Source organism: Roseateles sp. (assembly GCF_049240545.1).
Classification (GTDB): domain Bacteria; phylum Pseudomonadota; class Gammaproteobacteria; order Burkholderiales; family Burkholderiaceae_C; genus Paucibacter_A.
Map to the genome: position 1 here is coordinate 22,796 of NZ_JBMLSK010000112.1, position 25,068 is coordinate 47,863.

The window sequence follows — 25,068 nt, forward strand, 5'->3', positions numbered from 1 at the left end:
ATCAGAAGTTGAAATAGATGAAGGCACTGACGGAGTCGCGCGCCGTATTGATCATGATCAGAACAAGTATCAAGGTGAGGCTTAAACCGGCACCCAATGCGCGCAAAGCGGACTTGGCTCTAACCTTCGCAAGAATGAACTCGCCAATCCGATTTGAGTTGGGCGCCAAGCAAGCGACCGCACCCAGTGCGCCACACCAAAGCCAACCCACGTCCATCTTCAATCCCGCCTCCCACAGCATGCGATGAACTCCTTCTGCAGGTTGCCATGCTGACATGGCAGCAAGCATTCGCAGGGCACCACTCATCGTTTCTGCCCTGAAAAACACCCAAGCAACAATCACACAAACAAGCGTTAGTGCCCAACTCGACAAACGGTAGAACTGATTTCGCGCCAGTCGCGCGCACAGACGCTCTCCGCAGAGCGCCCGAAACCCATGGTTGAGCATGAGAAACACCCCATGCAAAGTCCCCCACAAAACAAAGGACCAACTTGCTCCATGCCAAAGCCCACCCAAAACCATGGTGGTACCTAGGTTCACATAACGGCGAATGGCACCTTTTCGATTGCCCCCCAAGCTGATGTACAGGTAATCGCGCAAAAAATTCGACAGCGAGATATGCCAACGCCGCCAGAACTCGCTAATGTTGCCGCTCTGATAAGGTGAGTTGAAGTTGTAGGGCAGCCGGACATTGAACAAAAGGGAAATGCCGATCGCCATATCCGAATAGCCCGAGAAATCAAAATAGAGCTGCAAGGAGTAAGCGACAGCCCCGAGCCAAGCTTCCCAACTGCTAGGCGAAAAACCCAAATCTGTGGGGCGGAAAACAGCGTCCGCATAAGGAGCGACACCGTCAGCCAGCACCACCTTTTTGAACAAACCGATCAAGAGAATGCACAAACCAGCGACGCAATTTGCTGGATCTATCTTGTAAGTTCTGGGGTCCGCAAACTGCGGCATCATCTGCCCGTGATGCAGCACCGGCCCGGCCACCAGATGCGGAAAGTAGGTTACAAACAAGCCGTAATGACTGAAGCGCAGTTCCCTGACTCCCTTTTGGTAGCTGTCTGCCAAAAACGCAATCTGCGTAAACGTGAAGAAGGAAATGCCAATCGGAAGCAGGACGCGCGCCATCTGCAGCTCGCTACCCAGAAACAACTGCAAGTTCTCGACGAAAAAATTGGCGTACTTGTAATAGGCCAACAATGCCAAGTTAATGCCGACGCCAATCAATAGCCACACACGGCCCGTTTTCCCGGCCTCTCTGTCCTTGCCGATTTGCCGCCCCAGCAGAAAATTCATCACGATGGAACCGAGCAACAGCATCGTGTACTGCGGCATCCACACACCGTAAAAGAACACCGAGACCAAGAATAGCCAAGACGCTCCGAGCGACTGTCGCCAGTGCGAAATCAAAAAAAATCCACCCCAAACCAGGGGCAAGAAAAGCAGCATGAAGGCCGCTGAAGTGAAGAGCATGGTTGACAGACGGAGTTAGTGAATCACGCTGGGGTTCCGTTGACGAGGCCCGAAAGGCTGCCAGAGGGGATTGAGCATTGACCATCTGATGATGGCGCCGAAAGCTCCGGCGGAGATCGTATCTTGAGCAATGCACATTTCAGTTCGGTACGCAGTTTTTCGCTACAGCAAGTTTTTCTCTTGGTCAACTTTCTGGCGAAAAATCTGCAGTGTTTTTGTTCTCTCAGATCCAATTAGTGTTGGCCACAGTCTGAGAATGCACGGGGACTTATCTGCAAAAGTGTATAAACCTTGCCTTCAATCAATGGAGTAAGCATGGGCGCGCAGTGGAAAGCTAAACACAAAGATCTGGCGGCGAACGCCCGAGGACGCATCTTTGGCAAGTTGTCAAAAGACCTGATGGTGGCGGCCCGCAACGGCGCTGACCCCGATATGAACCCGCGCTTGCGCCTGGTGGTGGAGCAGGCCAAAAAGGTCTCCATGCCACGCGACACGATTGAACGGGCCATCAAGAAAGGCGCCGGCCTTCTGGGCGACCCGGTGCATTTCGAGCGCGTCACCTACGAGGGCTTTGCGCCGCACCGGGTGCCCTTGATCGTTGAATGCCTGACCGACAACGTCAACCGCACCGTCTCTGAGATTCGCGTGCTGTTCCGCAAGGGCCAGCTGGGTGCCGCCGGCTCGGTCGCCTGGGATTTTGATCATCTGGGCATGATCGAAGCCTCGCCGGTGAATGCCGAGTCAGACGCCGAGCTGGCCGCCATCGAAGCCGGCGCACAGGACTTTGAAGCAGCCGAGGACGGCGCCAGCTTGTTCCTGACCGACCCGGCCGATCTGGACCTGGTTTGCCGCGCCCTGCCTAACTTTGGATTCACCGTGCTCTCGGCCAAGATCGGCTACAAGAGCAAAACCCCGGTCAGCTTGGGTGAGGCGGAGATGGCCGAGGTGGAAGCCTTTCTGGACGCCATCGACGGCCAAGACGATGTGCAAAACGTCTATGTGGGCCTGGCCAGCTAAGTCGCAGTTTCAGCGGCGGTGTTGATGCGCGGCGCTTCGGGTTCGCTGTCAAAGCGATCGAAGCCGCTGTAGCAAATGAAGTGCCGGCCCTTGGCCCGGCCGATCAGGGTCAGGCCCAGTTGCGTGGCCAAGGCATGGCCCATCTGGGTGATGCCGTTGCGCGACACGATGATGGGCACGCCCATCTGGGCCGACTTCATCACCATCTCGCTGGTCAAACGGCCGGTGGTGTAGAAGCATTGATGTTGGGCGCCCGCCTGGGCCACCTCATCCGCATTCATCCACATCCAGCCGGCAATGCTGTCGATGGCATTGTGGCGGCCCACATCCTCCATATGCACCAGCATCTGCTCGCCGCTGAACAGCGCGCAGCCGTGTACCGAACCGGCCTTTTTGTAGACGCTCTCGATCTTGCGCACGGTTTCGAGCATGGCGTAGAGCGCCGACTGGCTCAGTCGTGAAGTCTCCGCTGGCGGCAATTGCAGATTGGCCACATCGGCCATCATGGCGCCGAATACCGTGCCCTGGCCGCAACCGGTGGTGACGATGCGCTGCGCCGTTTTCTCTTCGATCTGCGCGATGCCAGCGCGGGTACGCACCGCTGCGGCGCCCACCTCCCAATCGACGGTGATGGACTCCACCTCGCTGGCGCTTTCCACCAAGCGCTGGTTGCGCAAATAGCCCAGCACCAGCAACTCCGGCGCTAGGCCCAAGGTCATCAAGGTGACCAGCTCGCGCTTGTCCACGAAAACGGTCAAAGGCCGCTCGGCCGGGATGCTCATGCTGCGGCGCTGGCCAAATTCATCCAGCACCGTTACCTCTTGCGTCAGCGGTGCCTGGCAGTGGGTCAGACGCGGCAGCAGCTTCGATTCGAGCGCCATCACTTCGCCTCAATCGCCATGCGACAAGGCTTCACCCCGCTGCAGCTTTTGCAAGTCATCCACGGTGTTGGCATTGGCAAAGGCCTGCGCATCGTCAAAGCGCACACGCACACAGCGATGCTGGCTGGCCCAAGCCATGATCTTGCTTTGCCCGCTTTGGGTGAAGCGCACCAGGCTTTCCAGCAGGCTCGCCTTCATCAAGCAAAACACCGGCTGCGCTTGACGCCGAGTCTCGCCATCGATCTCGGCCAGGGTTTCGACCAGCGCGATCTCAGCTTGCTCGGCCTCCAGCGCTGCTGCTAAGCGAGCCACCATGTTCTCAGGGAACAGCGGCGAATCGCAAGGCACGGTCACCAGATAAGGCGTCTCGCAATGCTCCAAGCCTGCCATGAAGCCCGCCAGCGGGCCGGCAAAGTCAGGCAGGCTGTCGGGCCAGACCGGTGCGCCAAAAGACTCATAAGCGCTCAAATTGCGATTGGCATTGATGAGGCAGGCGCCGACTTGCGGCGACAAGCGCATCAGCGCATGCAGGGCCAGCGCCATGCCCTGGTAGTTTTGCAAGCCCTTGTCGACCCCGCCCATGCGGCTGCCGCGGCCGCCGGCCAAGACCAGGCCGGTGATGTCTTGCGTGGGGATCATGCGCTATGCCCAGTGATAAAAACCGTCATTGATTCGCGTTAGGGAAGAACAACTGCTCGCCGCCGATCTTGTAGGCGGCAATTTGCGCCTGACCGTCGGGCGATACCACCCAGTCCGCGAAGGCTTGCGCCAAGGCGGTCTTGGTGTGCGGATGCTTGGCCGGGTTGACCACGATCACGCCGTATTGATTGAATAAGCGCTTATCGCCCTCCACCAGCACCGCCAGCTGCGCACGGTTCTTGAATGACAGCCAGGTGCCCCGGTCGCTCAGCGTGTAGGCCTCACTGCTGGCCGCCATATTGAGAGCCGGGCCCATGCCGCAACCACAGGCGCGGTAATCCAGTTTGGAGCTGCCTTTGACGGCAGGATCATCAACACCGGCCTGCTTCCAAAAACGCAGCTCCGCCGCATGGGTGCCGCTCTTGTCGCCACGCGAGATGAACACAGCCCCAGCTTCTTGCAGCTTTTTCAAGCCGGCCACCACATCGCGGCCTTTTGCCTTGGCGGGGTCGGCGAGCGGCCCGATCAGCACAAAGTCATTGAACATCACCGGACGGCGCTGCAAGCCAAAGCCCTCGGCCACAAACTTTTCTTCCGCCGCCTGGTCGTGCACAAAGACCACATCGGCGTCGCCACGACGGCCCACATCCAAAGCCTGGCCCGTGCCCAAAGCCACCACACGCACATCAATGCCGCTGGCGCGCTTGAAAGCCGGCAAGAGATGAGCGAACAGGCCGGACTGCTCGGTGCTGGTGGTCGAGGCCATCACGATGCTGCGCTCCTGCGCCCAAGCCGACAGGCTGAGCGCAGCGCCCAGGCTCAAGGCCATCAAGGCGCGGACGAGGTGGCGACGCGGGCTGGCCGCCATGTGTTTCAGCTCATATCCCATTTCAACTCTCCCTTAAGAAACAGTTCGATTCGTGGGTCCAGATCGTGCGCGCCGAAGAACTCTTGGCAAGGCAAATCGACGCGGATCTTGCCACGATCCAGATAGATGACGCGACTGGCCAAGCGCTTGGCCTGGCCGAGATTGTGGGTGCTCATGACCAGGGTCATGCCTTCGGCTTTGAAGGCAGCCAACATGGCTTCAATTTCGGCCTTGGCCGAAGGGTCCAGATTGGCCGTGGGTTCATCCAAGAACAGAATTCGGGGCTGCCTGGCCCAAGCCCGCGCCAGCGCCAATCGTTGCTGCTGGCCGCCCGACAGTGCACGAGCCGGCCGGTCGCGCAGAGCCGCCAGACCGGCACGCTGCAAAGCCTGTTCGGCTCGGGCCCGACGCTCTTGACGCGGCACTCCCGCCAGCCACAAAGCAATCAAAAGATTGCGCCACACCGACAGTCGCAGCATGAAGGGCCGCTGAAACACCATCACCTGGGCTGCGAGCGCCTCAGGTGCGACCTCGCGACGCCCCGACAGCTTCACCAGCCCATGCAAGGCGCTCAAAAGACTGGTCTTGCCCGAGCCATTGGCACCGATCAAGGCGATGAATTCGCCAGCATGGACTTGCAAGGACACCTCGCTCAAAGCTTGCACATCGCCAAAGCGCAGGCCGACTCGCTCCAGGCGCAGCAAAGGATCAACAGCTTGCGCAGCGCTCATGCCTGGCACCTCCCCTGCGTCCCTTGGCGGCGCTGCAGCGTCTTCACCCCTGCGATCAGCGCATTCACGACCGCGACCATGCCCAACAAGACCAAGCCCAAGGCCAGGGCCAGCGGCAAATCGCCCTTGCTGGTCTCCAGCGCAACGGTGGTGGTGATGACGCGGGTGAGCCCGTCGATATTGCCGCCCACAATCATCACCGCGCCCACCTCGGAAATGGCACGGCCAAAAGCGGTGAGCAGAATCGTCAGCACCGCCCAGCGCTCATGCAGCAGCATCAAGCACGCAGCGGTAAAGCGGCTGGCCCCCATGGAGCGCAACTGATCGCCGCCCTCGCGCAGGGCGTCGCCCACCAATTGCTGCGACAAGGCCGCAATCACCGGCAAGACCAGAAAAGTCTGCGCAAAAATCATGGCCTGGGGTGTGAACAGAATGCCCCAGCTGCCCAGCGGCCCGCTGCGCGACAAAAGCAGATAGACAACCAAGCCCACCACCACCGAAGGCAGGGCCAGCAAAGTGGACATGAAACCTTGCAGCAAGCGCCGGCCAGGGAAACGAGCCACGGCCAGCCAAGCGCCCAATGCCAGGCCCAAAACGGCGGCATAAATGGTGGCGCTGCCGCTGACAAACAAAGACAAGCCCGCCGTATGCAGCAGCACCGGGTCCGCGCCCAGCACCAGCTCCCACGCCTTGCTCAGGCTCTCTGAAAACGCGCTCAAGCCCGGCTCACCCGCGCAAGGCCCACTCGGGCGGCAGATTGAGCAAGAGGTTCTGAGGCTTGAGTCTCAGGCTGCCATCGGTGCGCATTGCCAGGCCTAAATAAACCGGTTTGTCGGAGCGCGCCGGAGCATCCAGGCGGAACAAGCTGAGCAAACGCCCCAATCGCACACTATCAACCGCCCTGCCCTCATACAGATCATTCAACAAGCTCATGGACTCTGCATCCAAGCCGATATGCCAACGCCAAGCCGAGTCGTCCACCTGGGGCAGGGGCTCGATGGACAAGGACTCGTTCTCCTGCGTCTGCAAGAAATGGCCAAGCCACTGCGTCAAGACTTGGCTTAGAGCCTTCAGGCCCGAGTGGCTGCGGGTCAGTTTGAAGCTCAGGCCATGAACCAATTCCTTGGACAATTCGTGAGTCAGATCGAGCGCGTACAAGGCCGATTCGCCCTGACGCCAAAAATCAGCGGCATTATCGGGGCTCAAGACATCGAGCAATCCAGCCGCCGAATGCGCATATGCCTGGCGCTGATCCAAGGCTTCCGAATCAGCGCAAAGCGCCCGCCCCTCGCTCAGACTCAGGCGCTGCTCGCGATAGAGCAACTGGCCCGCCCGAACCTGGAAGGCATCCAGGGTTTCGCGCTGCACAAAGCCCAGCACGGTGGCCACAAGACTGTCGAGAAACAGCGGAGGGACCCGAACGCGACCGCTGCGCAGCACCTCCAGGTAGTAGGCCTCCAGCGTTCCCGCAGCCAGCAGGGCCTCGCGGAAATCCACAAACATGGCAAAGTTGTCGCGCGCATCGGCATCCTGGATGCTGCCCAACTGATCCGGCTGAACGCACGCCATCGGGTCGATCAACAAGGCCTGATGCAAGGCGATCTCAGCCTCGCAAGACTCCGCGACCAAGGCCAATTCTGGCCGGCGCAAGATTAGGCTCAAAAATGCAGAACCCGGACACAACCAGCCCTGCGGGCCTAGCGAGAGCGCAGAACTCGCGCCCAATTGCCAGAACGAATGGAATGGGTTGGCGGGGAGAAGCAAAGCCTTGGAGGACTCGACTGACTCAGCGTGCAAGGTAATCGGGAGATTCAATCAGCGTCACTTCTTCGGCTGAGCGGCAGGCGCGGCTGGGGCCGCAGCGGCGACAGCGCTGACAGCCGCTTCTGGCGGAACAAAAGGCCCGGGATCCGCGCAAGCCGGTGTTTCCACCACCGGCTGCAACTCTTTACCAGCGGCCTTGGCGCTCTTGCGGTAGCCCTCGGCGACGCGATTCATGGACTGGCACAACTGATAGGCCGAGACCTTGTCGGTCCAGGCCGTCTTAGCAGCCGTCACTGCGGCCTTGGCTTTAGCTTCATCGGTGGGTGCTGGCAACTTGGCCCAAGCGGCCGACGAAGCCATCAGACCGACCCCGCCCAGAAGCAGACCAAGACTCAGACGCGAAAAATGAGGGGAACGCAGCAAACGCATGATGTCTATCCTTTTCGAGTGCAGCGACTCAAAGCTGTGTGGCAGGCTTGGAAGCAGCCACACCGGCCGATTGCGGCGCGGAGCGCTGAGCCGGAATCTTGCCCGCCTTGATGTCCTCATACCAAAGCTCATGGTGCTCGCGCGCCCAGCCCTCATCGACTTGGCCTGTTTTCATCGCGTTGAAAGCACCTTTCATGCCGATCGTGCCCATGTAAATGTGGCCGAGGAAGAGCACCATCATCAAGAGGGTCGACACCGCGTGAACCATATGGGCGATCTGCATGTCGCCACGCAGATAAGCCATTCCCGGCACCAATTGATCCAGCACCAAACCCGAGGCCACGGCAACAAAACCCAGCAGAAACACACCGCCCCAGAACACCACTTTCTCACCCGCGTTGAAACGCTCCGAGGGCACCTCGTGACCGCCAAACAAGCCCCCGCCCTTGAGCAACCAAACCAAGTCATGGCGATTGGGCAAGTTGTCACGGACAAAGGTGAAGAACACCACCAGCAAAGAAACCGCGAACAAGGGGCCTGCAAAGTTATGTGCGGTCTTGAGCACATAGCTCAGCCAGCCAAACAAGGTGGCACCCAGCACAGGCAGCATAAAGAACTTGCCAAAAGCCATCACCAAGCCTGAGATGGCCAAGACACTGAATGCGATCGCATTGCACCAATGCGCGGCGCGCTCGAAGTAGGTGAATCGTTCGATCTGACGCCCGGTGTCGGGCTGATGACCACCCAAGCTTCCCTTGCTGAAATAGAACAGGGCCAAAGCCAACAAGGTGATGACGATCAAGGCCCCACCGTAGGGAATGATCCACTGATTGCGAACTTGTCGCCACGCTTCGCCCGCCGTGGTGTAGTGCGATCCTGGGTACTGCACAAAGGGCTGAACCAAGACGCCTTTCTCGGCACCCGGCAGGCTGGAGGTCCCTTGTTGCAGACCCGAGTCCCGCACACCCCGCCAAAACGGGGCGTTATTGCCCGGCTGGGACTTGGCACGCTCTGCGTTGCTTTCGTCCGCCTTGGGTTCAGCCGGCGCAACAAAGCCGGCTGGGGCCGCGCCAGTTTGCACAGCCTCTGCTTGAGTCATCGATGCCGCCGGCGCAGGCGCCGCCTGAGCGCAAGCCAGCGACACACTCAAACCCGCAAGCATGGAAACGAAAAAACTTCGCATGGTGACGCTCCAAGAACTCAACGCGAATAGTCGTTTTGCGCTTGATGGCGCTGCTGAATCTTGGCCTCCCAGGCAGCCTTGTCACCCGCCTTCCATCCGGGCGCCGCGAAGGCGGGGTTGGCCGCCTCACTGACACTCCAGGCCGTGCTGTCACCGCCATGCTTGCCCTGCAGTTTCTGGCTGGGTTCGCTACAGCCTTGAAACAGCATCAAGCTGCAGCTGCAAGCCAGCGCGGTCATCAAGCGTGAGTTCATGACTTCACCTCCGTACGAGGCGCAGCCTTGGAGCCTTGCCCGCCATCGCTGGGCTTGCCGTAGGCCGTGCCCCAGCCCCAAACCTCGCTGCCCTTGCCCCGTACCAGCACCCGGTTACGGAAGATGTCCGCCACCACGTCGCCATCTCCGCCCAACAGGGCTTTGGTGGAGCACATTTCGGCGCAGGCCGGCAACTTGCCTTCGGAGAGGCGGTTACGACCATACTTTTCGTACTCGGCCTGGCTGCCGTTGGCCTCGGGCCCACCCGCACAGAAGGTGCACTTGTCCATCTTGCCGCGCAGGCCGAAAGTGCCATTGCTGGGGAACTGTGGCGCGCCAAAAGGACAGGCATAGGAGCAGTAGCCGCAGCCGATGCAGATGTCCTTGTCATGCAGGACCACGCCTTCGTCGGTGCGATAGAAGCAGTTGACCGGGCAGACCGCCATGCAAGGTGCGTCCGAGCAATGCATGCAGGCAACCGAAATGCTCTTCTCGCCGGCCACGCCATCATTCAGGGTGACGACGCGCCGGCGGTTGACGCCCCAGGGCACATCATGCTCGGCCTTGCAAGCGGTCACGCAGCCGTTGCACTCGATGCAACGCTCGGCGTCGCAGATGAATTTCATTCTTGCCATGCTTTTGTCTCCGCTAGACGGTGGATTTCAAATCAAGCGCGGGCGCGCTCAACCTGGCAAACCGTTGTCTTGGTTTCCTGCATCATGGTCACGCTGTCATAACCATAGGTCGTGGCGGTATTGACTGCTTCCCCTCGCACCAAGGGAGCAGCGCCTTCAGGGTAGTAAGCCAGCATGTCCGCCCCCTGCCAGCGGCCGGAGAAGTGGAAAGGCATCCAGACCGTGCTGCGATCGACCCGCTCAGTCACCATGGCCTTGACGGTAATCTTGGCGCCGGTCGGCGTGGTCACCCACACGTCTTCACCGTTGCGGATACCACGGTCGTTGGCTGCGGCGGGATTGATCTCAACGAACATATGCTGCTGCAACTCGGCCAACCAGGGGTTGGCGCGGGTTTCTTCGCCGCCACCTTCGTACTCGACAAGACGACCCGAACTCATGATCAGCGGGAAGGTCTTGCCAATGTCGGCATTTTTCTCCTGCACGCTCTTGTAGAGCGTAGGCAAGCGCCAGAAGGCCTTCTTGTCCTCGTGCGTTGGGTACTTGGCCACCAGATCGGGGCGGGTCGAGTACAAAGGCTCGCGATGCTGCGGAATCGGATCTGGGAAGTTCCAAACCACCGCCCGGGCCTTGGCATTGCCAAAGGGATGGCAGCCATGCGCCATCGCGACGCGTTGAATGCCGCCCGACAAGTCGGTCTTCCAGTTCTTGCCCTCGGCCAGTTTCTGCTCGGCCTCGGTCAAGTCGTTCCACCAGCCCAGCTTCTTGAGCAGGAGATGGTCAAACTCAGGGTAGCCGGTGGTGATTTCTGCGCCCTTGGAGTGCGAGCCATCTTCAGCCAGAAGACTGACCCCTTCCCGCTCAACACCGAAGTTAGCGCGGAAGTTGCCGCCGCCCTCCATCACATGCTTGGAGGTGTCATACAAATTCGGCGAGCCGGGGTGCTTGAGCTCGGGCGTACCGTAGCAGGGCCAAGGCAGGCCGAAGAAGTCTCCATCGAGCTTGTAGCCGGTTTCCTTGTCGATGCCACCCTTGGCCTTGAGCGTCTTCACATCGAAGACATTCATATTGCGCATATGCGCTTTCAGGCGCTCCGGGCTTTGGCCGGTGTAGCCAATGGTCCACAAGGCCTTGTTGATCTCGCGCAGGATGGACTCGGTTTCTGGCTCCATCATGCCGCCCTTGCCCGGCACCATCTTGTAGGTCTTGACCAATTCCTTGTCGAAGCCCAGCTTCTGCGCCAGCTGAACCATGATCATGTGATCGGTGCGCGACTCCCAAAGCGGCTCGATCACCTTTTCACGCCACTGGATGGAGCGATTCGAGGCGGTGCAGGAACCGCTGGTCTCAAACTGGGTACAAGCGGGCAGCAGGTAGACGGCTCGATTCGGGTTCTTGTCTTCGTCCTTGCCGGGCATGGCCGCCATCGCCGCGGTGGCCGAAGGGAATGGGTCAACCACCACCAACAGGTCCAGCTTATCCATGGCCTTCTTCATTTCCAGACCGCGGGTCTGGGAGTTCGGCGCATGGCCCCAGAAGAACATCCCACGCAAATTGCTGTCTTGGTCGATCAGCTCGTTCTTCTCCAGTACACCATCAATCCAGCGCGACACCGTCATACCGGGCTTGGTCATCATGCCCGGGGCATACTGCTTCTTGATCCATTCGAAATCCAAATCCCAGATCTTGGCAAAGTGCTTCCAAGCGCCCTCGGACAAGCCGTAGTAACCCGGCAGGGAATCTGGATTGGGGCCAACGTCGGTGGCGCCCTGTACATTGTCGTGGCCGCGGAAGATATTCGTGCCGCCGCCGCTGACACCCACATTACCCAGCGCCAGTTGCAAGATGCATGAAGCACGCACCACCGCGTTGCCGGTGGTGTGCTGGGTCTGACCCATGCACCAGACAATGGTGCTGGGGCGGTTGTCGGCCAGGGTCTTGGCCACCTTGTAGCAAGTCGCTTCATCGACGCCGCAGGCCTCTTCGACCTTGTCCGGCGTCCACTTGGTCATGATCTCGTCACGGACCTTGTCCATGCCGTAGACCCGGTCGTGGATGTACTTCTTGTCTTCCCATCCGTTCTTGAAGATGTGATACACCAAGCCGAAGACGAAGGGGATGTCGGAGCCGGAGCGGATGCGCACATAGTCATCCGCCTTGGCTGCTGTGCGGGTGAAGCGCGGATCCACCACAATCATCTTGCAGCCGGTTTCCTTGGCATGCAGCATGTGCAGCATGGACACCGGGTGGGCCTCGGCGGCGTTCGAGCCGATGTACATCGCAGCGCGGGCATTGCGCATATCGTTGTACGAGTTGGTCATGGCCCCGTAGCCCCAGGTATTGGCTACACCGGCCACCGTGGTGGAGTGACAAATCCGGGCCTGGTGGTCGCAGTTATTGCTGCCCCACAGGCTCACCCACTTGCGCAGCAAATAGGCCTGCTCATTGTTGTGCTTGCTGGAACCGACCACAAAGACCGAATCGGGGCCGCTTTGTTTCTTCAGCTCCAACATCTTGGCGCTGATCTCGTTCAGCGCCTGATCCCAGCTGATTTTTTGGTACTTGCCGCCGACCAGTTTCATCGGGGTCCGCAAGCGATGCTCACCGTGGCCATGCTCGCGCAGGGCGGCACCCTTGGCGCAGTGCGCGCCCAGATTGATCGGCGAATCGAACACCGGCTCCTGGCGCACCCAGACCCCGTTCTCCACCACCGCGTCCACGGCGCAACCGACCGAACAGTGGCCGCAAATGGTGCGCTTCACTTCGACCTTCTTGGCTCCGCCAGCGGCAGGCGCTGCATCCGCCGCATGGGCTTTCTTTTGCACCAGGCTCAGTTGCGAAGCGGCAAGCCCAGCACCAAGACCCAATCCGGATCGCCGCAGGAACAAGCGCCTGTCCATGGTGGGAATGGCACGTCGGCTTTGGGCTTCCAGGCCACGCACCAAGCTGTTAACCATGCCAGATGGATTCGACCCAGCACTCCCAGAGTTTTTGCGTGTAAGCAACATATCATCTCCTGCTGGCCGAGGCCCGAGAGCCCTGCCTGGTTCTATTTCATGCCTGGATACCGCCGCTCAGTTCAAGAACGGGCGGTCTCGTAATAGCGCAAGACATGCGGGCTGACTTGGTACCCGCCACCGGCCTCAGGCATCACGCGGGCGCTGGCAACAGCGACCTCTTCGACCGCAGCCCCAGGCAAGACCTTGACCGCCACGGCCGCAGCGCCTGCGGCACCCAAGCCCATGAGCCAGCCGCGGCGCGAAGCAGGCTCAGCCGACGCAGACACTTCAGGCTGCGCAGCCTTGGATTCGGTGATTTGCTTTTTACTCATGGTCATCAGCTCCGAATAATGCTTGCAGGCTGAATATATCCCTTGACGCCTCGCTGTGCACGATGGCCAGACCCGCAGTTCGCACGCCGGGCAATCCGCAGCTTTGTCAGCCTACAGCAAGCAAGCCGTGAATCAACTGGGGAAGATCACACCTCCAAGAGATCAAATCCCTGCGCTTCAACGGCGAAAAAATCTCTCGCAAACACGGCTACTGCACGATAAAAATCGGCACGCGGGTGCTCAGCCAAGGCTTCACAAAAACGCTCTGCCCAGGCCCGCAAATGCATGTTGAAAAAGCGCTGCTGCCCAGCAAGATTGCTAACCCCCGCATCATCACCCGCGATCAAATAACGCATCACTTCACAGACCGAGGCGATGTGATCCTCTGTCTCCAAAACCCCCGGTGGCCGTTCCAAGCCCAAGCCCTGCAAGTCCTGGCGCAAATTGACCAGTGGCTGTTGATTCAAGAATCCAGCCAAGTAAAACGATCCATAAACGCAAACCTCGGGCTTGCCCACACCCCCAAACAAGGCCACAAACTCGTCATTGATTTCTGCCCAACTCAGGCGGCGCGCAGCCCCCACCACCTCGGACCAGTGCGTTTCCAAAAAGGCGCCCGCAGTCGGTGCTTCGGTCACAGCCACCCGCAACTGCTCGAACAACTCGCCACGAGGCGGCGCATAGAACAGTTCGGCCAACAGACCATAGACCTCGGCACGGGCCAACTCCTCAGCCATGCCCCCATCGGCATTTTCGATGGATCCGACCCAACTGATGGGTTTGGCTGCTGGGATCAAGGTCTGACTCATAGATCGGTAATCCTGACTTCGTTCGGGTTGCTGTGCAAATCGACCACCCGGCAGTCGGCACACATCTGCAAACGACGTGCGCCCGCGCCCTGAAACATCGGGTGCGCCCCGAGCTTGGCCAACATCAGCTCGATCGCCTTCGGGCTGGCAAAGGGCTTGGCGCAGCGCACACAGCAAAAGGGCTCCACTTCATTGAGCACCTGCATTTGTTTGCGAGTTCGCCCGCCATCGGCCAAGAAAAGGCGCGGCAACAAGGTGATGGCCTGCTCCGGACAGGTACTGGCACACAAGCCACACTGCACGCAGTTCTTCTCGATCATGCGGAGCTGCAGCTTGTCCGGGTTGTCGGCCAGAGCGCCAGCGGGGCATGCGCTGACGCAACTCAAGCACATGCTGCAGCGATCCGCATCGACATGCAGGCTACCAAAAGGCGAGCCTTTCTCCGGCAGCGGGATTTCATCCGGAATGTGCTCGGCCTGATTCATCAAATGATCCAGGCACAACTCCAATGTGGCGCGCTTATCGGCCAAGACACGGTAACTGGCGACCTGAGGCACCACTTGAGCCGCTGCACCTCGCAAGGCGGCATCCAAGTCTTGCACTGTTTGGGCTTCAATCAGGGTCAGGTGTTGCCCTTTAAAGCCCAGACCACTCAGGATCGCCTGCGCCGCCGCCATTTGTGCCTTCACAGCAGCCCGGTAAGCCGGCGCCTCTTCTTCGGTCATCAAGACCCAGACATTGGCCGCGCCGTAGGCCAGGGCCGCCAACCACAGCTCCATCCCCATGGACGCGGTGTGCCAGGCGTCAATGGGCAAGACGCGAGCGGGCACACCCTGCACAGCTGCCTCGGTGCGCGCCGCACGACCCAAAGCCCCAATCAGGCGAGACCCCGCTCCCTGGCTGTGGATCAAGAGCGCGGCGTCCTTGCCTCCAGCTCTTGCATACGTACTCAACAAGGTGCGGATACGTTGCCCCTGCGCATCGGCCGCCGGCGTTGCATAACTGATCGCACCGGTGGGGCAAACCGTGGTGCATGCACCGCAACCGACACATAAATGCGGCTCCACGATGATGCCGGCCAAGGCCGCCCCCCCTGCTTTGCCCTTGCGCGAGGCATCGCTGCGGATCGCTTCAGCCGAGCACACATCGATACATGCAGAGCAGCCGATCTGCTCATTGCGGCTGTGTGCGCAAAGCTTTTGCTTGTAATTGAAGAACTTGGGCTTCTCAAACTCACCCACGGCATCACGCATTTGCAAGACTGCGGCCATCAACTGCGCATCACCGGGCGCATGAAAGTAGCCCTGCGGCGGCTGATGCAGGGCCATCAAAGGCGAGTCGCTCAGATCCAGCACCAGATCAAACGACTCGCTCTGCGCTTGAGGCGCGCGGTCGAAGTCAATCGCCCCAGCCGCAGCGCAAGCCTTGACGCAGTCTCGGTGGCTACTGCATCGGCTCATGTCGATTTGGTAGCTGAAGTCGATGGCCGACTCCGGGCAGACCTCAATGCACGCATTGCAACGCGTGCACAGATCCAGATCGATGGCATTGACCTGCGACCAACTGACCTCGAATGCACCCAACCAACCCCGGACTTGAATATCCTCGCCCGCAAACACCGGTAGATTTCTCTGTTGTGGCAAGCTCCCACGCCCTTGAACGAGCAGACTCAGATCGAGCTTATCGGCCAGCATCTCGGCAGCGCGCCCTGCTCGGGCGGGCGATCCGATGATCAGTGCCCGGCCTTGAGAGCGGTAGCTGACCGTTGGCACAGGATCCGCCTCGGGCAATTGCGCCAAGGCCAGCAGCGCCGCCGTCTTGGGGGTCGCCTTTGCTGCATCTTTGGACCAAGCACCGGTCTCGCGGAGATTAACGAAGCGAATCGGCCGCTCGGCCAATGTAGGCGCGCCGACGGTCTGTGCATTCAGCGCCAGGAACAGCTGACTCTCTTGGGTACAGGCCACCAACAAATCGCCACCGACCTCGGCACTGGCCTTGGCTGCACGCTGAAAGTCGCCGGCTTCGCGGCGACACAGCAAGGTGTGAACCTTTTCCAGACCCCGGCTGGCCTCAGGCCCCAGGGCCTTTTGCAGCGCCGGCCCATCCAGCGCCATGGTCTTGTTGCAATTGCAAATCAGGGTTGTCGTCATCGGGCTGGCTCGAAGTGTCGATAGCTGGCGTGGAGAGCGGTGCCGGCGCGGCGCTGGCATCAAGAATCGGTTCATGCAGGGGCATGGATGAGAGCGAGGACGGCTGCGGCTGCGGTTCCTCCTCCACCTCAAACAAGTTCAGCACCTGAGACTGATTCATCTGCCGCAGCATCGACAGAGGGATCGGGTCAGGCCGGCTGTAGTCATCGATATAGGTGTCCAAACCATCCATCACATTGAAGTGCGGATCGGAAAAAAACAGCTTCTTCATCGCCGCGCGTTGCACGCCGCGGTCCACATCCTGTGCCATGAAGCGCGTGTAGTCGGAGCCCGCATTCAGCGCCGCAACATCGGCCAAGCTAGGAGGCGGTGGCAGCGAAGGCTCCGGCGACTCGACGACATCGCTTGACGCCGCCTGGGCCTGCTGCAGGCCACCTGAGGCATGGAGGGCCCCTGACTCCGGCTGCGGCGGAGCTTCGCCAATCGCTGCGGCAGCAGGCGCGACATCAGGCACAGGCTGACCGGCTCGCACCAGGGCTTTGCGGCGCCCCCAGCGCGCCAAAAAGCCGGCCGGCTCATCTTGCGCAGACGAGGCCATCAGCGCCGCTCCCCGGGCGAGACAAAGGACTGCGGCCTGCGCCGCTCCTTTTTGACTTCAGGCCGGTAGTAGACCTCGACATAGGCTTGCAACCACGCCGCCAGATCGGCCGGCAAGGGCACGTTATCGACCCGCTCCTGCGCGTCCAGCCAGCGACCGGCCTCGGTATAGCTCAGGCTAACACGCTCGGCCCAGGCCAGGGACGGATCCTCATCGCTGACACGCCAGACCACAAACCAAACCGGCGCCCCAGAGCTGAGGTTCAGAAAATAACCCTCAGCCTCATCAGGAAAAAGCGTCAACTCGAAATTCGGGTGCAGACAGGTTTGCAGCTTGCCGTCATCGCGCAAGACCCGCGGCACGTCGCCAAAAGCGGCTTGATGCGACACCACATCGGCCACCGAAAAGCGCCAGTCCTCCCATTGATTCGCCTGGGCCTCGCGCTGCATCAGCACCGCCACCTTCACCGAGGGTCGACCCGTGGGCAGACCTTCCTGAGCATGAGTTCCAATTGAATTGGCAGCGTCCATCGCCCGAGTCTAGCGGTAGCGGAGGCTGATGCAGAGGCAGGCTTGCGTTTACCCGCCGCGCAGCAATGAAATCAGCGCAGGGTAAACACCGCCACCGCCTGCTGCAGGGTTTGTGCCTGTTGGCGCAAACTTTCCGCCGCTGCCGCGCTCTGCTCGACCAAAGCCGCGTTCTGCTGGGTGGTTTGATCCATTTTGGTGACCGCATCGCCGATCTCAGCAACGCCGGCGCTTTGTTCGCTGCTCGCACTGCTGATCTCGCCCATGATGTTGGTCACTCTCTTGATCGAGGCCACGATCTCCTCCATGGTGGCGCCCGCCTCATCCACCAAACTGGTGCCGCGCTCGACCCGCTCAACACTGTCATTGATCAGTTGCTTGATTTCTTTGGCTGCCTCAGCACTGCGCTGCGCCAGGCTGCGCACCTCGCTGGCCACCACGGCAAAGCCTCGCCCCTGCTCACCGGCACGGGCCGCCTCCACGGCTGCATTCAAGGCCAGGATATTGGTTTGAAACGCAATGCCGTCAATGACGCTGATGATGTCGGCAATGCGGCGGGAGCTGTCATTGATGCCCTTCATGGTGTCCACCACCTGGCTGACCACCTGTCCGCCTTTCTCGGCCACGGAACTGGCATTGACCGCCAACTGGTTCGCTTGATGCGCGTTGTCGGCATTCTGTCGCACGGTGCCCCCCAGGATGGCCATCGACGACGCGGTTTGTTGCAGCGAGCTCGCTTGCTGCTCGGTGCGGACACTCAGGTCGTTATTGCCCTGCGCGATCTCAACACTGGCATTCACCACGCCATCTGTGCCGTGACGAACCTGGCTGACCGCCTGGGAAAAACGTTCCACAAGTTCGCCCAGCACCCCCATCACGCTGTTCGGATCCGCGCTTTCGTTCTTCAACTGCTGCGCCAGATTGCCAGCAGCAATCAGCTTGACGGACGACACAACCTCGTCGGGCTCTCCACCCAAGCGCCGGCTGACCCAGTGCTTGGCGTACCACAACAGAGACAGGCCAGCGCCGGCGGTCAGCAGTGCCAAGGCCAACACAACGATGAACCAGCGCTGGTGGGCAGCCTGCGCCTCATGTACTGCCGACTCGGTACGCGCATCCAGCATCCGCAAGAACTCATCCACCGGCTTCATGATCTTGGCCTTGAACTGGTGGTAGTTTTTGTCATGCATCAAGGCCTGCGCCTTGGCCAAATCAGGCTCACCCTGTTTGGTGAACTTACCACTGCCGTCGTCGTACAGGCCTTTGACCAAATTCATGGCCACGGTCTCGGTCTTGACCAAGTCGTCCGAGTTGCCTGCCGCTTCCTTGAGCTTGCCGAACTCCGCCTCAGTGAAGCCGGCAGCCTTCATCATCTCCAATAGCGGGGTACTTGAACTGCTGCCCTTGCCTGCCGGCGGCGTGAGGTCTGCGGCTCGGAAGTCCCAGTAAATCTTCTCGTAGCCGGGTGGGCGCGGTTTCTTGCCGTTGCGGATGTCCAGCACCTCGAAATACTGCTGCTCCCACTGCGGATCCCCGGTCATGACATAGGTACGCGCCAAACGGGTCAAGTCATCCGAGCTCTGGCGCAACTCATCCGCCAGCATGGCCGATACAAAGCGTGTGCTCTCAGCCGCGGTGACCGCGTCGCCGGCGGCATTCAATCGCGAAACGGCAATAAGAAGCAGCAGCACGATGACGCCCATGACGAGCAAGGCCGCGCTGAACATCTGCTTAACGGTTTTCATCGCTGTGTCCCCTGAGAAGATTCGCTGCGCGAATCCATTTCACCCAGGTCACCACCAGGCATGACAGTCAGCACCCCCTCCGACCCCCTGCACTGGCCAGGCTCAGACCGGCGTTCAGCAAGATCGCAGCGCGTGCATCCCATCGCGACCAGCCGCGACCACGCAGGCCGGACGGGAGACTCTGTGCGAGGGCCTCAAGCCCTGCTGCACGCCTCATTCTTGCACCGGCACCTCTGGGCTATCGGACGGAACGCGCCGAGCTTGAATGTAAAAACCTCACAGAAAGCAGCAGCCAAGGCATGCCGCGACCGCGATCAGGTGCTCTTGGAGATCGAGATACTGGGGAACTTGGCCGAGTAGTCCTTGGCCTGAGCCGCAATCTTGACCGCCACCTGGCGAGCCAGAGCTTTGTAAAGTGCTGCGACCTCACCGTCGGGGTCGGCCACAACCGTGGGCTGGCCGGCGTCGGCTTGAACCCGAATCGACATGGCCAAAGGCAAGGCGCCCAGATAGTCGACGCCATAGTCCTGCGCCATCTTGCGGCCACCATCTGCACCGAAGATGTGTTCGGCATGGCCGCAGTTGCTGCAAACATGAACCGCCATGTTTTCCACCAAGCCCAAGATCGGCACGCCGACCTTTTCAAACATCTTCAGGCCCTTCTTGGCATCGATGAGCGCGATGTCTTGCGGGGTGGTGACGATCACCGCGCCGGTGACCGGCACCCGCTGCGACAGCGTCAACTGGATATCGCCAGTGCCGGGCGGCATATCGACGATCAAATAGTCCAGGTCTTGCCAGCGGGTTTGGCGCAGGAGTTGCTCCAAGGCCTGGGTAGCCATGGGCCCGCGCCAGATCATGGCCTGATCGTCTTCCACCAAAAAGCCGATCGACATGATTTGCAAACCGTAGCCCAGCATCGGCTCCATCAGCTTGCCGTCTTCACTCTCGGGACGACCGCTGACACCCAGCATCATCGGCTGGCTGGGGCCATAGATGTCGGCATCCAAAACGCCGACGCGCGCGCCTTCAGCGGCCAGCGCCAGCGCCAGATTGGCCGCTGTGGTGCTCTTGCCCACGCCGCCCTTGCCCGAGGCCACGGCGATGATGTTCTTTACCCCAGGCAGCAATTGCACGCCGCGCTGCACGGCATGCGCAACGATCTTGCTTTGGATGTTGACGCTGACATTGCCCACGCCTTCAACACTGCGCGCCGCTGCCACCAAGGCACGCCGGAACTCGGCGTGCTGGCTAGCGCCGGGGTAAGGCAGGTCAATGTCGAAGGACACATCAGCACCGTCCACACGCAGATTCTTCAGCTGTTTGCTAGCGACAAAATCCTGCGCGGTATTCGGGTCGACAACGGTTTGCAGCGCTTGCAGCAGCGCGGATTCTTGGATAGCAGGCATGGGCTTGATAGGTGTGAGCGAGGGCGGAGCCAATACAGAGGCTCAGGAGAGGCGACGAAGTCTAGCCCACACCCTGAAAGCCGCACGGCAGTCAAGCCCAATGCGGGCCGCAGGTCTGCCGGTCAAAGCGGGCAAGCGCTCGGATTCTTGGCTTCCAAAATGGCCCACTGCACTTCCAATTTGGGCGCTTCGCTTCCGCGCGTCCAACGCACCTTGACCGTGCCTGTCTCCGAGGCCTGATCCAGCAAGGCCGCAACACGTGGATCCAGGGGGTTGGCGAAATCGCGCCGATCAATCACCAGCAAAGCGCCACAATCGCTCAGCATATGGGGCTTGATCCAGGGGGATTTCTGCGGGTCGGCATCGATGAACACCAAGGGCTGCGTCTTGCTGCGCACCGAGACATTGCCAGCCAGCCATGTTTCACCAATCACGACCCGCAACGGCGTACGGGCATGCGCCTCCCAGACCGTTTCGAGCTTTCGGGTCAAACGTGCCGCCGGAAAATTTGAGCGCGCCGCGTGGCCCACACGGTCGGCACCCCAGGCGCCGCCAATCACCATGCCCAGCGCCAACAGCAGTTCCATGCCGACACAGACCCACAAGGCCTTGCGGACCAGTTGAGGGGAATCCTGCTCGCGCCGCAAGGCATACAAGGCCAGCACGCCCGCCATCACAAAGAAAGTGGCCGCCCAGGCGGAACCGAGCCGCACGCCCGCCACGCCCAAGAGCGAAGTCAACAACACCGGACCTAGCGCCATGAACAGCACAAAAGACCATTCAGACTTGGGCTCAAGGGCGGATGGCAAGACCGCAGTTTCGGCAGTTGCGGGTTGTGCAGCTCGCCTGAGCCAGGCCAGCAAGAGCCCCAGTCCGATCAACAAGGGCAGCACCCGGCCGATTTGAATCAGCAAAAACTTGAACAAACGACCCCAGTGGTCGATGTCATCGGTGTCGTTTTGCCCCTGCACCGCACGGTCGGCATAGGCCAAGCCGGGAGAACCGTCGCGCAACAGCCAGTCGATGTGCGGCATCATCAAGGCCGCACACACCAGCAGCGCCAGCCCAACGCCAAGCCAGGCGCGCACGCTGTGCATGCGCTTGTCCTGCAGCATCCATACGCCGATCACGGCCATCCAGATTAACGCGCTGTACTTGGACAGCAAGCACAGTGCTGCCGCAGCGCCGACCAAGACCCAGCGCCCCAGTTGTTCAAGCTGAAGGGAGTGGCCCGACGGCCGTGATTGGCCTTGGGCACGCACGGCCAGCAAGCTCAGCCACAAGAGCAAGCCGACAGGCATCAGCTGAATCGTGTTGTGATTGGCCATGATGCCGTGCACGCCGTGATAGATCAGCAGACTGCTCAAGGCAAGGGCGACAAAAGCGCGGGCCGGCGTTGTCACCAGCAAGGCGATGCGCCAGATGAAGAACTGCATCAGCACCACGCTCAACTGCGCGGCGAAGAATGTGACCCACATCGATCGGCCGAGCAAACTGGTCCAGGCGTGCACCCACCAGGTCGGGAACGGGGGATGCTTGTAATAGCCCCACTCCAGCGACTGCTGCCAGACCAACTGTTCGACATTGTCCCAAGGCGGCGCGCGATGGCTCAGCGAGGCCAAGACCGTCCACAGCAGCAAATGAAATGCCATGAAGGACAGAGCCAGCCAGGCCATGTGCCGGGCATTGCGGGCATCCAAACCCCAAGGTAAAACTTGATGGGCAGCGGCTGGTCCCGCATCGTTCGCGCCGTCGGACACGCGCCCACGCGCCAACTCCAAGCCTGGCATGGCAGGCCGATTCCTCAACATTGAAACATCCCTCACTCGGCCGGATCAGGCCCGATGGGACTGTTCGGGCCCACCACCCTGTGATGCCTCATGGGCTTCATCTAGACCGGTCGCGACGCCTCAAGGATGGGGAGTCCAGGGCTGATGCGCACCAGTTGCTTTACATGGGCGCAATCATAAAACTACAAAAATTTACAAACCATCACCCTTTGGAGCGAGAGGGGCGTGGTTCTCGCGCCCTTGGCCGGGCTTTTGTCAGCTTTGAGGTCATGCGACGGGCCGGCCAAGGATTTCAGCCGCTTGGCCGCTCCCTCCGTACTCGCCGCTCAGGCCGATTCTCAGGCCGATTGCTTGAAGGCCATCACGGCCTGATTGCGCAAGGTGCGCAGCAAAGAAAGCTCCTTTTCGCCCAGGTCGATGCCGCCCTGCTGTGCCTTATCGGCATAAATCAGCGCGAAGGGCACACCCTTCATCAGCATCGGCAGCAGCAAAAAGCTCGGTGCACGCACTGCACCTTGATACCAAGGGGGCAGGCGTTCGGCAATATTGGCGGCCGTGGCATCGGTGATCAGGGTGTCGGCACCTTTTTGACACACCGCAGCAAACAAGTCCGCCTGAGTCGTCGCGGCAACACGCAAAGGTATCTTGAACAAGGGGGCGAGGGACTCCACCCCTTCACCGAGTCCAAAGCGGCCGGTCAGACAGTCCAACTTCGGGTCGCGCAAACAAAACACCACCCGCCGAAAACCCAGGGCACGAAAGATGGTCTCCAAAATCATGCGCAGGACTTCATTCAGCTTGAAGGTCTCCACCATGGCATTGGTGATGTCCTGAATCCCGGCCGCCATCATTTCGACCGCCTGTTCACGCGTGATCTGCTGACCGTCGAGCCCCAGCGTGGGTTCAAAAACCTCGGTCGCTTGCAAAGCATGCGGCGACAAAGAGTCCGTCATGGACGGCGCCAGCGGTGCTAGCAATCGATGCGCCGGGGAACTCTTGGCCAGGCGGATGTCCAAGGCCTGCGCCACCTGGGCCAAGCGTTGACGGGCCTGATCCGCGGCCACATCAAAATGCTCGGCCGTCACGCCCAAGACCCGGGCATAGCGCTGCGCCATGGCATGGACGCGACCATGGGCTTCGGCAGGCTCGGTGTTCAAAATGACATCTGCCACTGCATTGGCGGCATGGGCCAGCCAACGCTGGCGCTCGATCGGATGATCGCTTTGCCGCATGGGCGGATCTCCGGCAGGCCGACACATGCTTTGCTGCAGGCTTTCAGGCAGCCCCCAATGCCGCGCTACGCCCAGGCCAAGACGCTCGTAGCTCATGCCCAGCACCTGGGTCGACGCCAAATCCTCGCTGATCGGCGCTTTGTTGGTGCCTATCCCCGACTGCGCTTGCGACACCCGATCGGCACGCACCAGCCGTCGAACCTGCTGAGCCTCTTCCGGGAAGTAGAACTCGCACAAGGCTCGGCCCAGGTGATACATCATGGCGCCGAGGAAAGCCTCCTCGCTCTCGCGCGGGTTCAAACACAGCTCGCGCGCCAAAGAAGCAGCCATCAAAGAGCGCAAGAACTCTTCCCGCAGTTGTTGCGCATGAGCTTTGTTCTCCATGCGTTCCAACAAAATCAAGGACAAAGCCAGGTTGCGAATACCTGCGAAACCCACCAAGGCGACCGCCCGCGAGACCGTGCTGATACTGCCGCCCCCCGCATGGCTGTACTGCACGGTGTTGACCAGACGCAAAAGCTTCTGCGTCAGCGCCACGTCCTTCAAGATTTCATTGGAGAGACTGGCGAGACTGCCAGACTCGGACGCCGTCAAATTCTGGATGCGGTTGATGGCATCCGACATGGCCGGGAAGTCACTTTTGTGCCGCATGCGGCGCAGCAAGAATTCCAAGGCAACTTCATCGCCGCGCTCCTCCTCCGCCGCGGCCTGCTGGGGATACAACCATTCGGCCAGCGCATCATGCATGGCCTGGGCGCTGGGCCAACGCTGAGACAGATCGCGAGCCAAGCCGCGCTGCACGATGGCGCGCAAGGCATCGTCCACATCCGAGCCCAAGCCTGCAGGCAAAAGCAACTCTTGGGTCATGACCCTTTGCACAGCCAACCAAGGGTCGGGGTTGTGGTTGAGGCGTTGGCCGCTGAGCAACTCCGCCAGCACCACGGCCGCCGCGAACACATCGGTTTGCGGGTGAGCGGGCGCACCGGCAGCGGCTTCCGGCGACAGGTAGCCCGGTGTACCCACCACACCCGTGCTTGCAGCATTGGCAGCCACCCCAGGCGCGGCCAAACGCGCAGCAATGCCGAAGTCCATCACGCGGGCCTGGCCACGAGCATCAAGCAAGATATTGCTCGGCTTCAAATCCCGGTGCACCACACCGGCCGCATGGGCCGCTTGCAAGCCCGCCAGCACGCCCAGAGTCAGTTCAACCGCCGCACGCGCGGCCATCGGCACAGCACCGCGGACCGAATCAGCCCCCCACATGCGATCGGCCAAAGTGCCGCCCGGCACATACTCGAACACCAAGTAGAACTGTCCCGCCTGTGTGTCCGCCTCGAACACCGGCACGATGTTCGGATGCGTCAGGCGACTGACCGCGCGGGCCTCATGCAGCCATTGATCCAGACTGAGCGGGTCGGCGCCTGGTCTCAAGACCTTCAAGCCCACCTCGCGATCCAGTCGCGGGTCATGGGCCAGCCACACCTGGGCTTGCGCGCCTTCCCCTAGCTTTCTGAGCAAACGAAAGCGCCCGACCTCAGGCCCGGCGGCAGGCGCCAAAGACTGACTTGAACTGGCCGGCAAATCATGGGGCGACAT

The 25,068-nt window shown here is 60.7% G+C and carries 22 protein-coding genes; 1 reads left to right on the forward strand and 21 read right to left on the reverse strand.

Annotated features, from left to right (window positions below; genetic code table 11):
* Window position 1: 1 nt before the first annotated feature.
* Complete coding sequence (locus ACOVRJ_RS07910) at window positions 2-1,480, reverse strand: MBOAT family O-acyltransferase (RefSeq protein ID WP_422043340.1); 1,479 nt, start codon at window positions 1,478-1,480, stop codon at window positions 2-4.
* A gap of 315 nt (window positions 1,481-1,795) precedes the next feature.
* Between ACOVRJ_RS07910 and ACOVRJ_RS07915 the strand changes: the two genes are divergently transcribed.
* Window positions 1,796-2,497 (forward strand): YebC/PmpR family DNA-binding transcriptional regulator, encoded by a 702-nt coding sequence (locus ACOVRJ_RS07915; RefSeq protein WP_422043341.1) that lies wholly within the window; start codon window positions 1,796-1,798, stop codon window positions 2,495-2,497.
* Here ACOVRJ_RS07915 and ACOVRJ_RS07920 read toward each other — a convergent pair.
* The 20 genes from ACOVRJ_RS07920 to ACOVRJ_RS08015 form a co-directional block, all read right to left on the reverse strand.
* The gene (locus ACOVRJ_RS07920) at window positions 2,494-3,378 is read right to left on the reverse strand and encodes a formate dehydrogenase accessory sulfurtransferase FdhD (protein WP_422043342.1); all 885 of its coding nucleotides are present in this window, start codon (window positions 3,376-3,378) and stop codon (window positions 2,494-2,496) included. The two genes, ACOVRJ_RS07915 and ACOVRJ_RS07920, sit on opposite strands and share 4 nt — an antisense overlap.
* A 9-nt stretch (window positions 3,379-3,387) precedes the next feature.
* A complete protein-coding gene (mobA, locus tag ACOVRJ_RS07925) occupies window positions 3,388-4,017 on the reverse strand; it encodes a molybdenum cofactor guanylyltransferase MobA (protein WP_422043343.1) in 630 nt (209 codons plus the stop codon).
* Window positions 4,018-4,042: 25 nt separating this feature from the next.
* Complete coding sequence (locus tag ACOVRJ_RS07930; protein WP_422043344.1) at window positions 4,043-4,906, reverse strand: extracellular solute-binding protein; 864 nt, start codon at window positions 4,904-4,906, stop codon at window positions 4,043-4,045.
* On the reverse strand, window positions 4,891-5,616 hold the full coding sequence (locus ACOVRJ_RS07935) for an ATP-binding cassette domain-containing protein (RefSeq protein ID WP_422043345.1): 726 nt from the start codon (window positions 5,614-5,616) through the stop codon (window positions 4,891-4,893). Before ACOVRJ_RS07935 ends, ACOVRJ_RS07930 begins: the two co-directional genes overlap by 16 nt.
* Entirely contained in the window at window positions 5,613-6,335 is a 723-nt protein-coding gene (locus ACOVRJ_RS07940; RefSeq protein ID WP_422043346.1) for an ABC transporter permease, read from the reverse strand. The genes ACOVRJ_RS07935 and ACOVRJ_RS07940 overlap by 4 nt, the downstream gene beginning before the upstream one ends.
* 7 nt (window positions 6,336-6,342) lie before the next feature.
* Entirely contained in the window at window positions 6,343-7,413 is a 1,071-nt protein-coding gene (locus tag ACOVRJ_RS07945) for a DUF6352 family protein (RefSeq protein WP_422043368.1), read from the reverse strand.
* 24 nt (window positions 7,414-7,437) lie between these two features.
* Window positions 7,438-7,809: a hypothetical protein gene (locus ACOVRJ_RS07950; protein WP_422043347.1), complete on the reverse strand. Its 372-nt coding sequence runs from the start codon at window positions 7,807-7,809 to the stop codon at window positions 7,438-7,440.
* A 28-nt stretch (window positions 7,810-7,837) separates the two neighbouring features.
* Entirely contained in the window at window positions 7,838-8,992 is a 1,155-nt protein-coding gene (locus tag ACOVRJ_RS07955; RefSeq protein WP_422043348.1) for a formate dehydrogenase subunit gamma, read from the reverse strand.
* 17 nt (window positions 8,993-9,009) lie between these two features.
* Window positions 9,010-9,246 carry a hypothetical protein gene (locus ACOVRJ_RS07960; protein WP_422043349.1) on the reverse strand — a complete coding sequence of 79 codons (237 nt, stop codon included), beginning with the start codon at window positions 9,244-9,246 and terminating at the stop codon, window positions 9,010-9,012.
* A complete protein-coding gene (fdh3B, locus tag ACOVRJ_RS07965) occupies window positions 9,243-9,881 on the reverse strand; it encodes a formate dehydrogenase FDH3 subunit beta (RefSeq protein WP_422043350.1) in 639 nt (212 codons plus the stop codon). Before fdh3B ends, ACOVRJ_RS07960 begins: the two co-directional genes overlap by 4 nt.
* A 32-nt stretch (window positions 9,882-9,913) precedes the next feature.
* Complete coding sequence (locus ACOVRJ_RS07970) at window positions 9,914-12,889, reverse strand: formate dehydrogenase subunit alpha (RefSeq protein ID WP_422043351.1); 2,976 nt, start codon at window positions 12,887-12,889, stop codon at window positions 9,914-9,916.
* 71 nt (window positions 12,890-12,960) lie between these two features.
* The gene (locus ACOVRJ_RS07975) at window positions 12,961-13,212 is read right to left on the reverse strand and encodes a formate dehydrogenase (protein WP_422043352.1); all 252 of its coding nucleotides are present in this window, start codon (window positions 13,210-13,212) and stop codon (window positions 12,961-12,963) included.
* 146 nt (window positions 13,213-13,358) lie between these two features.
* Window positions 13,359-13,949, reverse strand: coding sequence for a TorD/DmsD family molecular chaperone (locus tag ACOVRJ_RS07980; protein WP_422043369.1), 591 nt, complete (start codon window positions 13,947-13,949; stop codon window positions 13,359-13,361).
* Between the two features lie 68 nt (window positions 13,950-14,017).
* Window positions 14,018-16,171, reverse strand: coding sequence for a 4Fe-4S dicluster domain-containing protein (locus tag ACOVRJ_RS07985; protein WP_422043353.1), 2,154 nt, complete (start codon window positions 16,169-16,171; stop codon window positions 14,018-14,020).
* Window positions 16,092-16,769 (reverse strand): DUF3306 domain-containing protein, encoded by a 678-nt coding sequence (locus ACOVRJ_RS07990; protein ID WP_422043354.1) that lies wholly within the window; start codon window positions 16,767-16,769, stop codon window positions 16,092-16,094. The genes ACOVRJ_RS07985 and ACOVRJ_RS07990 overlap by 80 nt, the downstream gene beginning before the upstream one ends.
* Window positions 16,769-17,299 (reverse strand): DUF3305 domain-containing protein, encoded by a 531-nt coding sequence (locus ACOVRJ_RS07995; protein WP_422043355.1) that lies wholly within the window; start codon window positions 17,297-17,299, stop codon window positions 16,769-16,771. The genes ACOVRJ_RS07990 and ACOVRJ_RS07995 overlap by 1 nt, the downstream gene beginning before the upstream one ends.
* 71 nt (window positions 17,300-17,370) lie before the next feature.
* Window positions 17,371-19,041: a methyl-accepting chemotaxis protein gene (locus tag ACOVRJ_RS08000; protein ID WP_422043356.1), complete on the reverse strand. Its 1,671-nt coding sequence runs from the start codon at window positions 19,039-19,041 to the stop codon at window positions 17,371-17,373.
* Between the two features lie 314 nt (window positions 19,042-19,355).
* A complete protein-coding gene (gene apbC / locus ACOVRJ_RS08005) occupies window positions 19,356-20,450 on the reverse strand; it encodes an iron-sulfur cluster carrier protein ApbC (RefSeq protein WP_422043357.1) in 1,095 nt (364 codons plus the stop codon).
* Between the two features lie 122 nt (window positions 20,451-20,572).
* The gene (locus ACOVRJ_RS08010) at window positions 20,573-22,240 is read right to left on the reverse strand and encodes a glycosyltransferase family 39 protein (protein WP_422043358.1); all 1,668 of its coding nucleotides are present in this window, start codon (window positions 22,238-22,240) and stop codon (window positions 20,573-20,575) included.
* A 338-nt stretch (window positions 22,241-22,578) separates the two neighbouring features.
* Window positions 22,579-25,068: a protein kinase domain-containing protein gene (locus ACOVRJ_RS08015; protein WP_422043359.1), complete on the reverse strand. Its 2,490-nt coding sequence runs from the start codon at window positions 25,066-25,068 to the stop codon at window positions 22,579-22,581.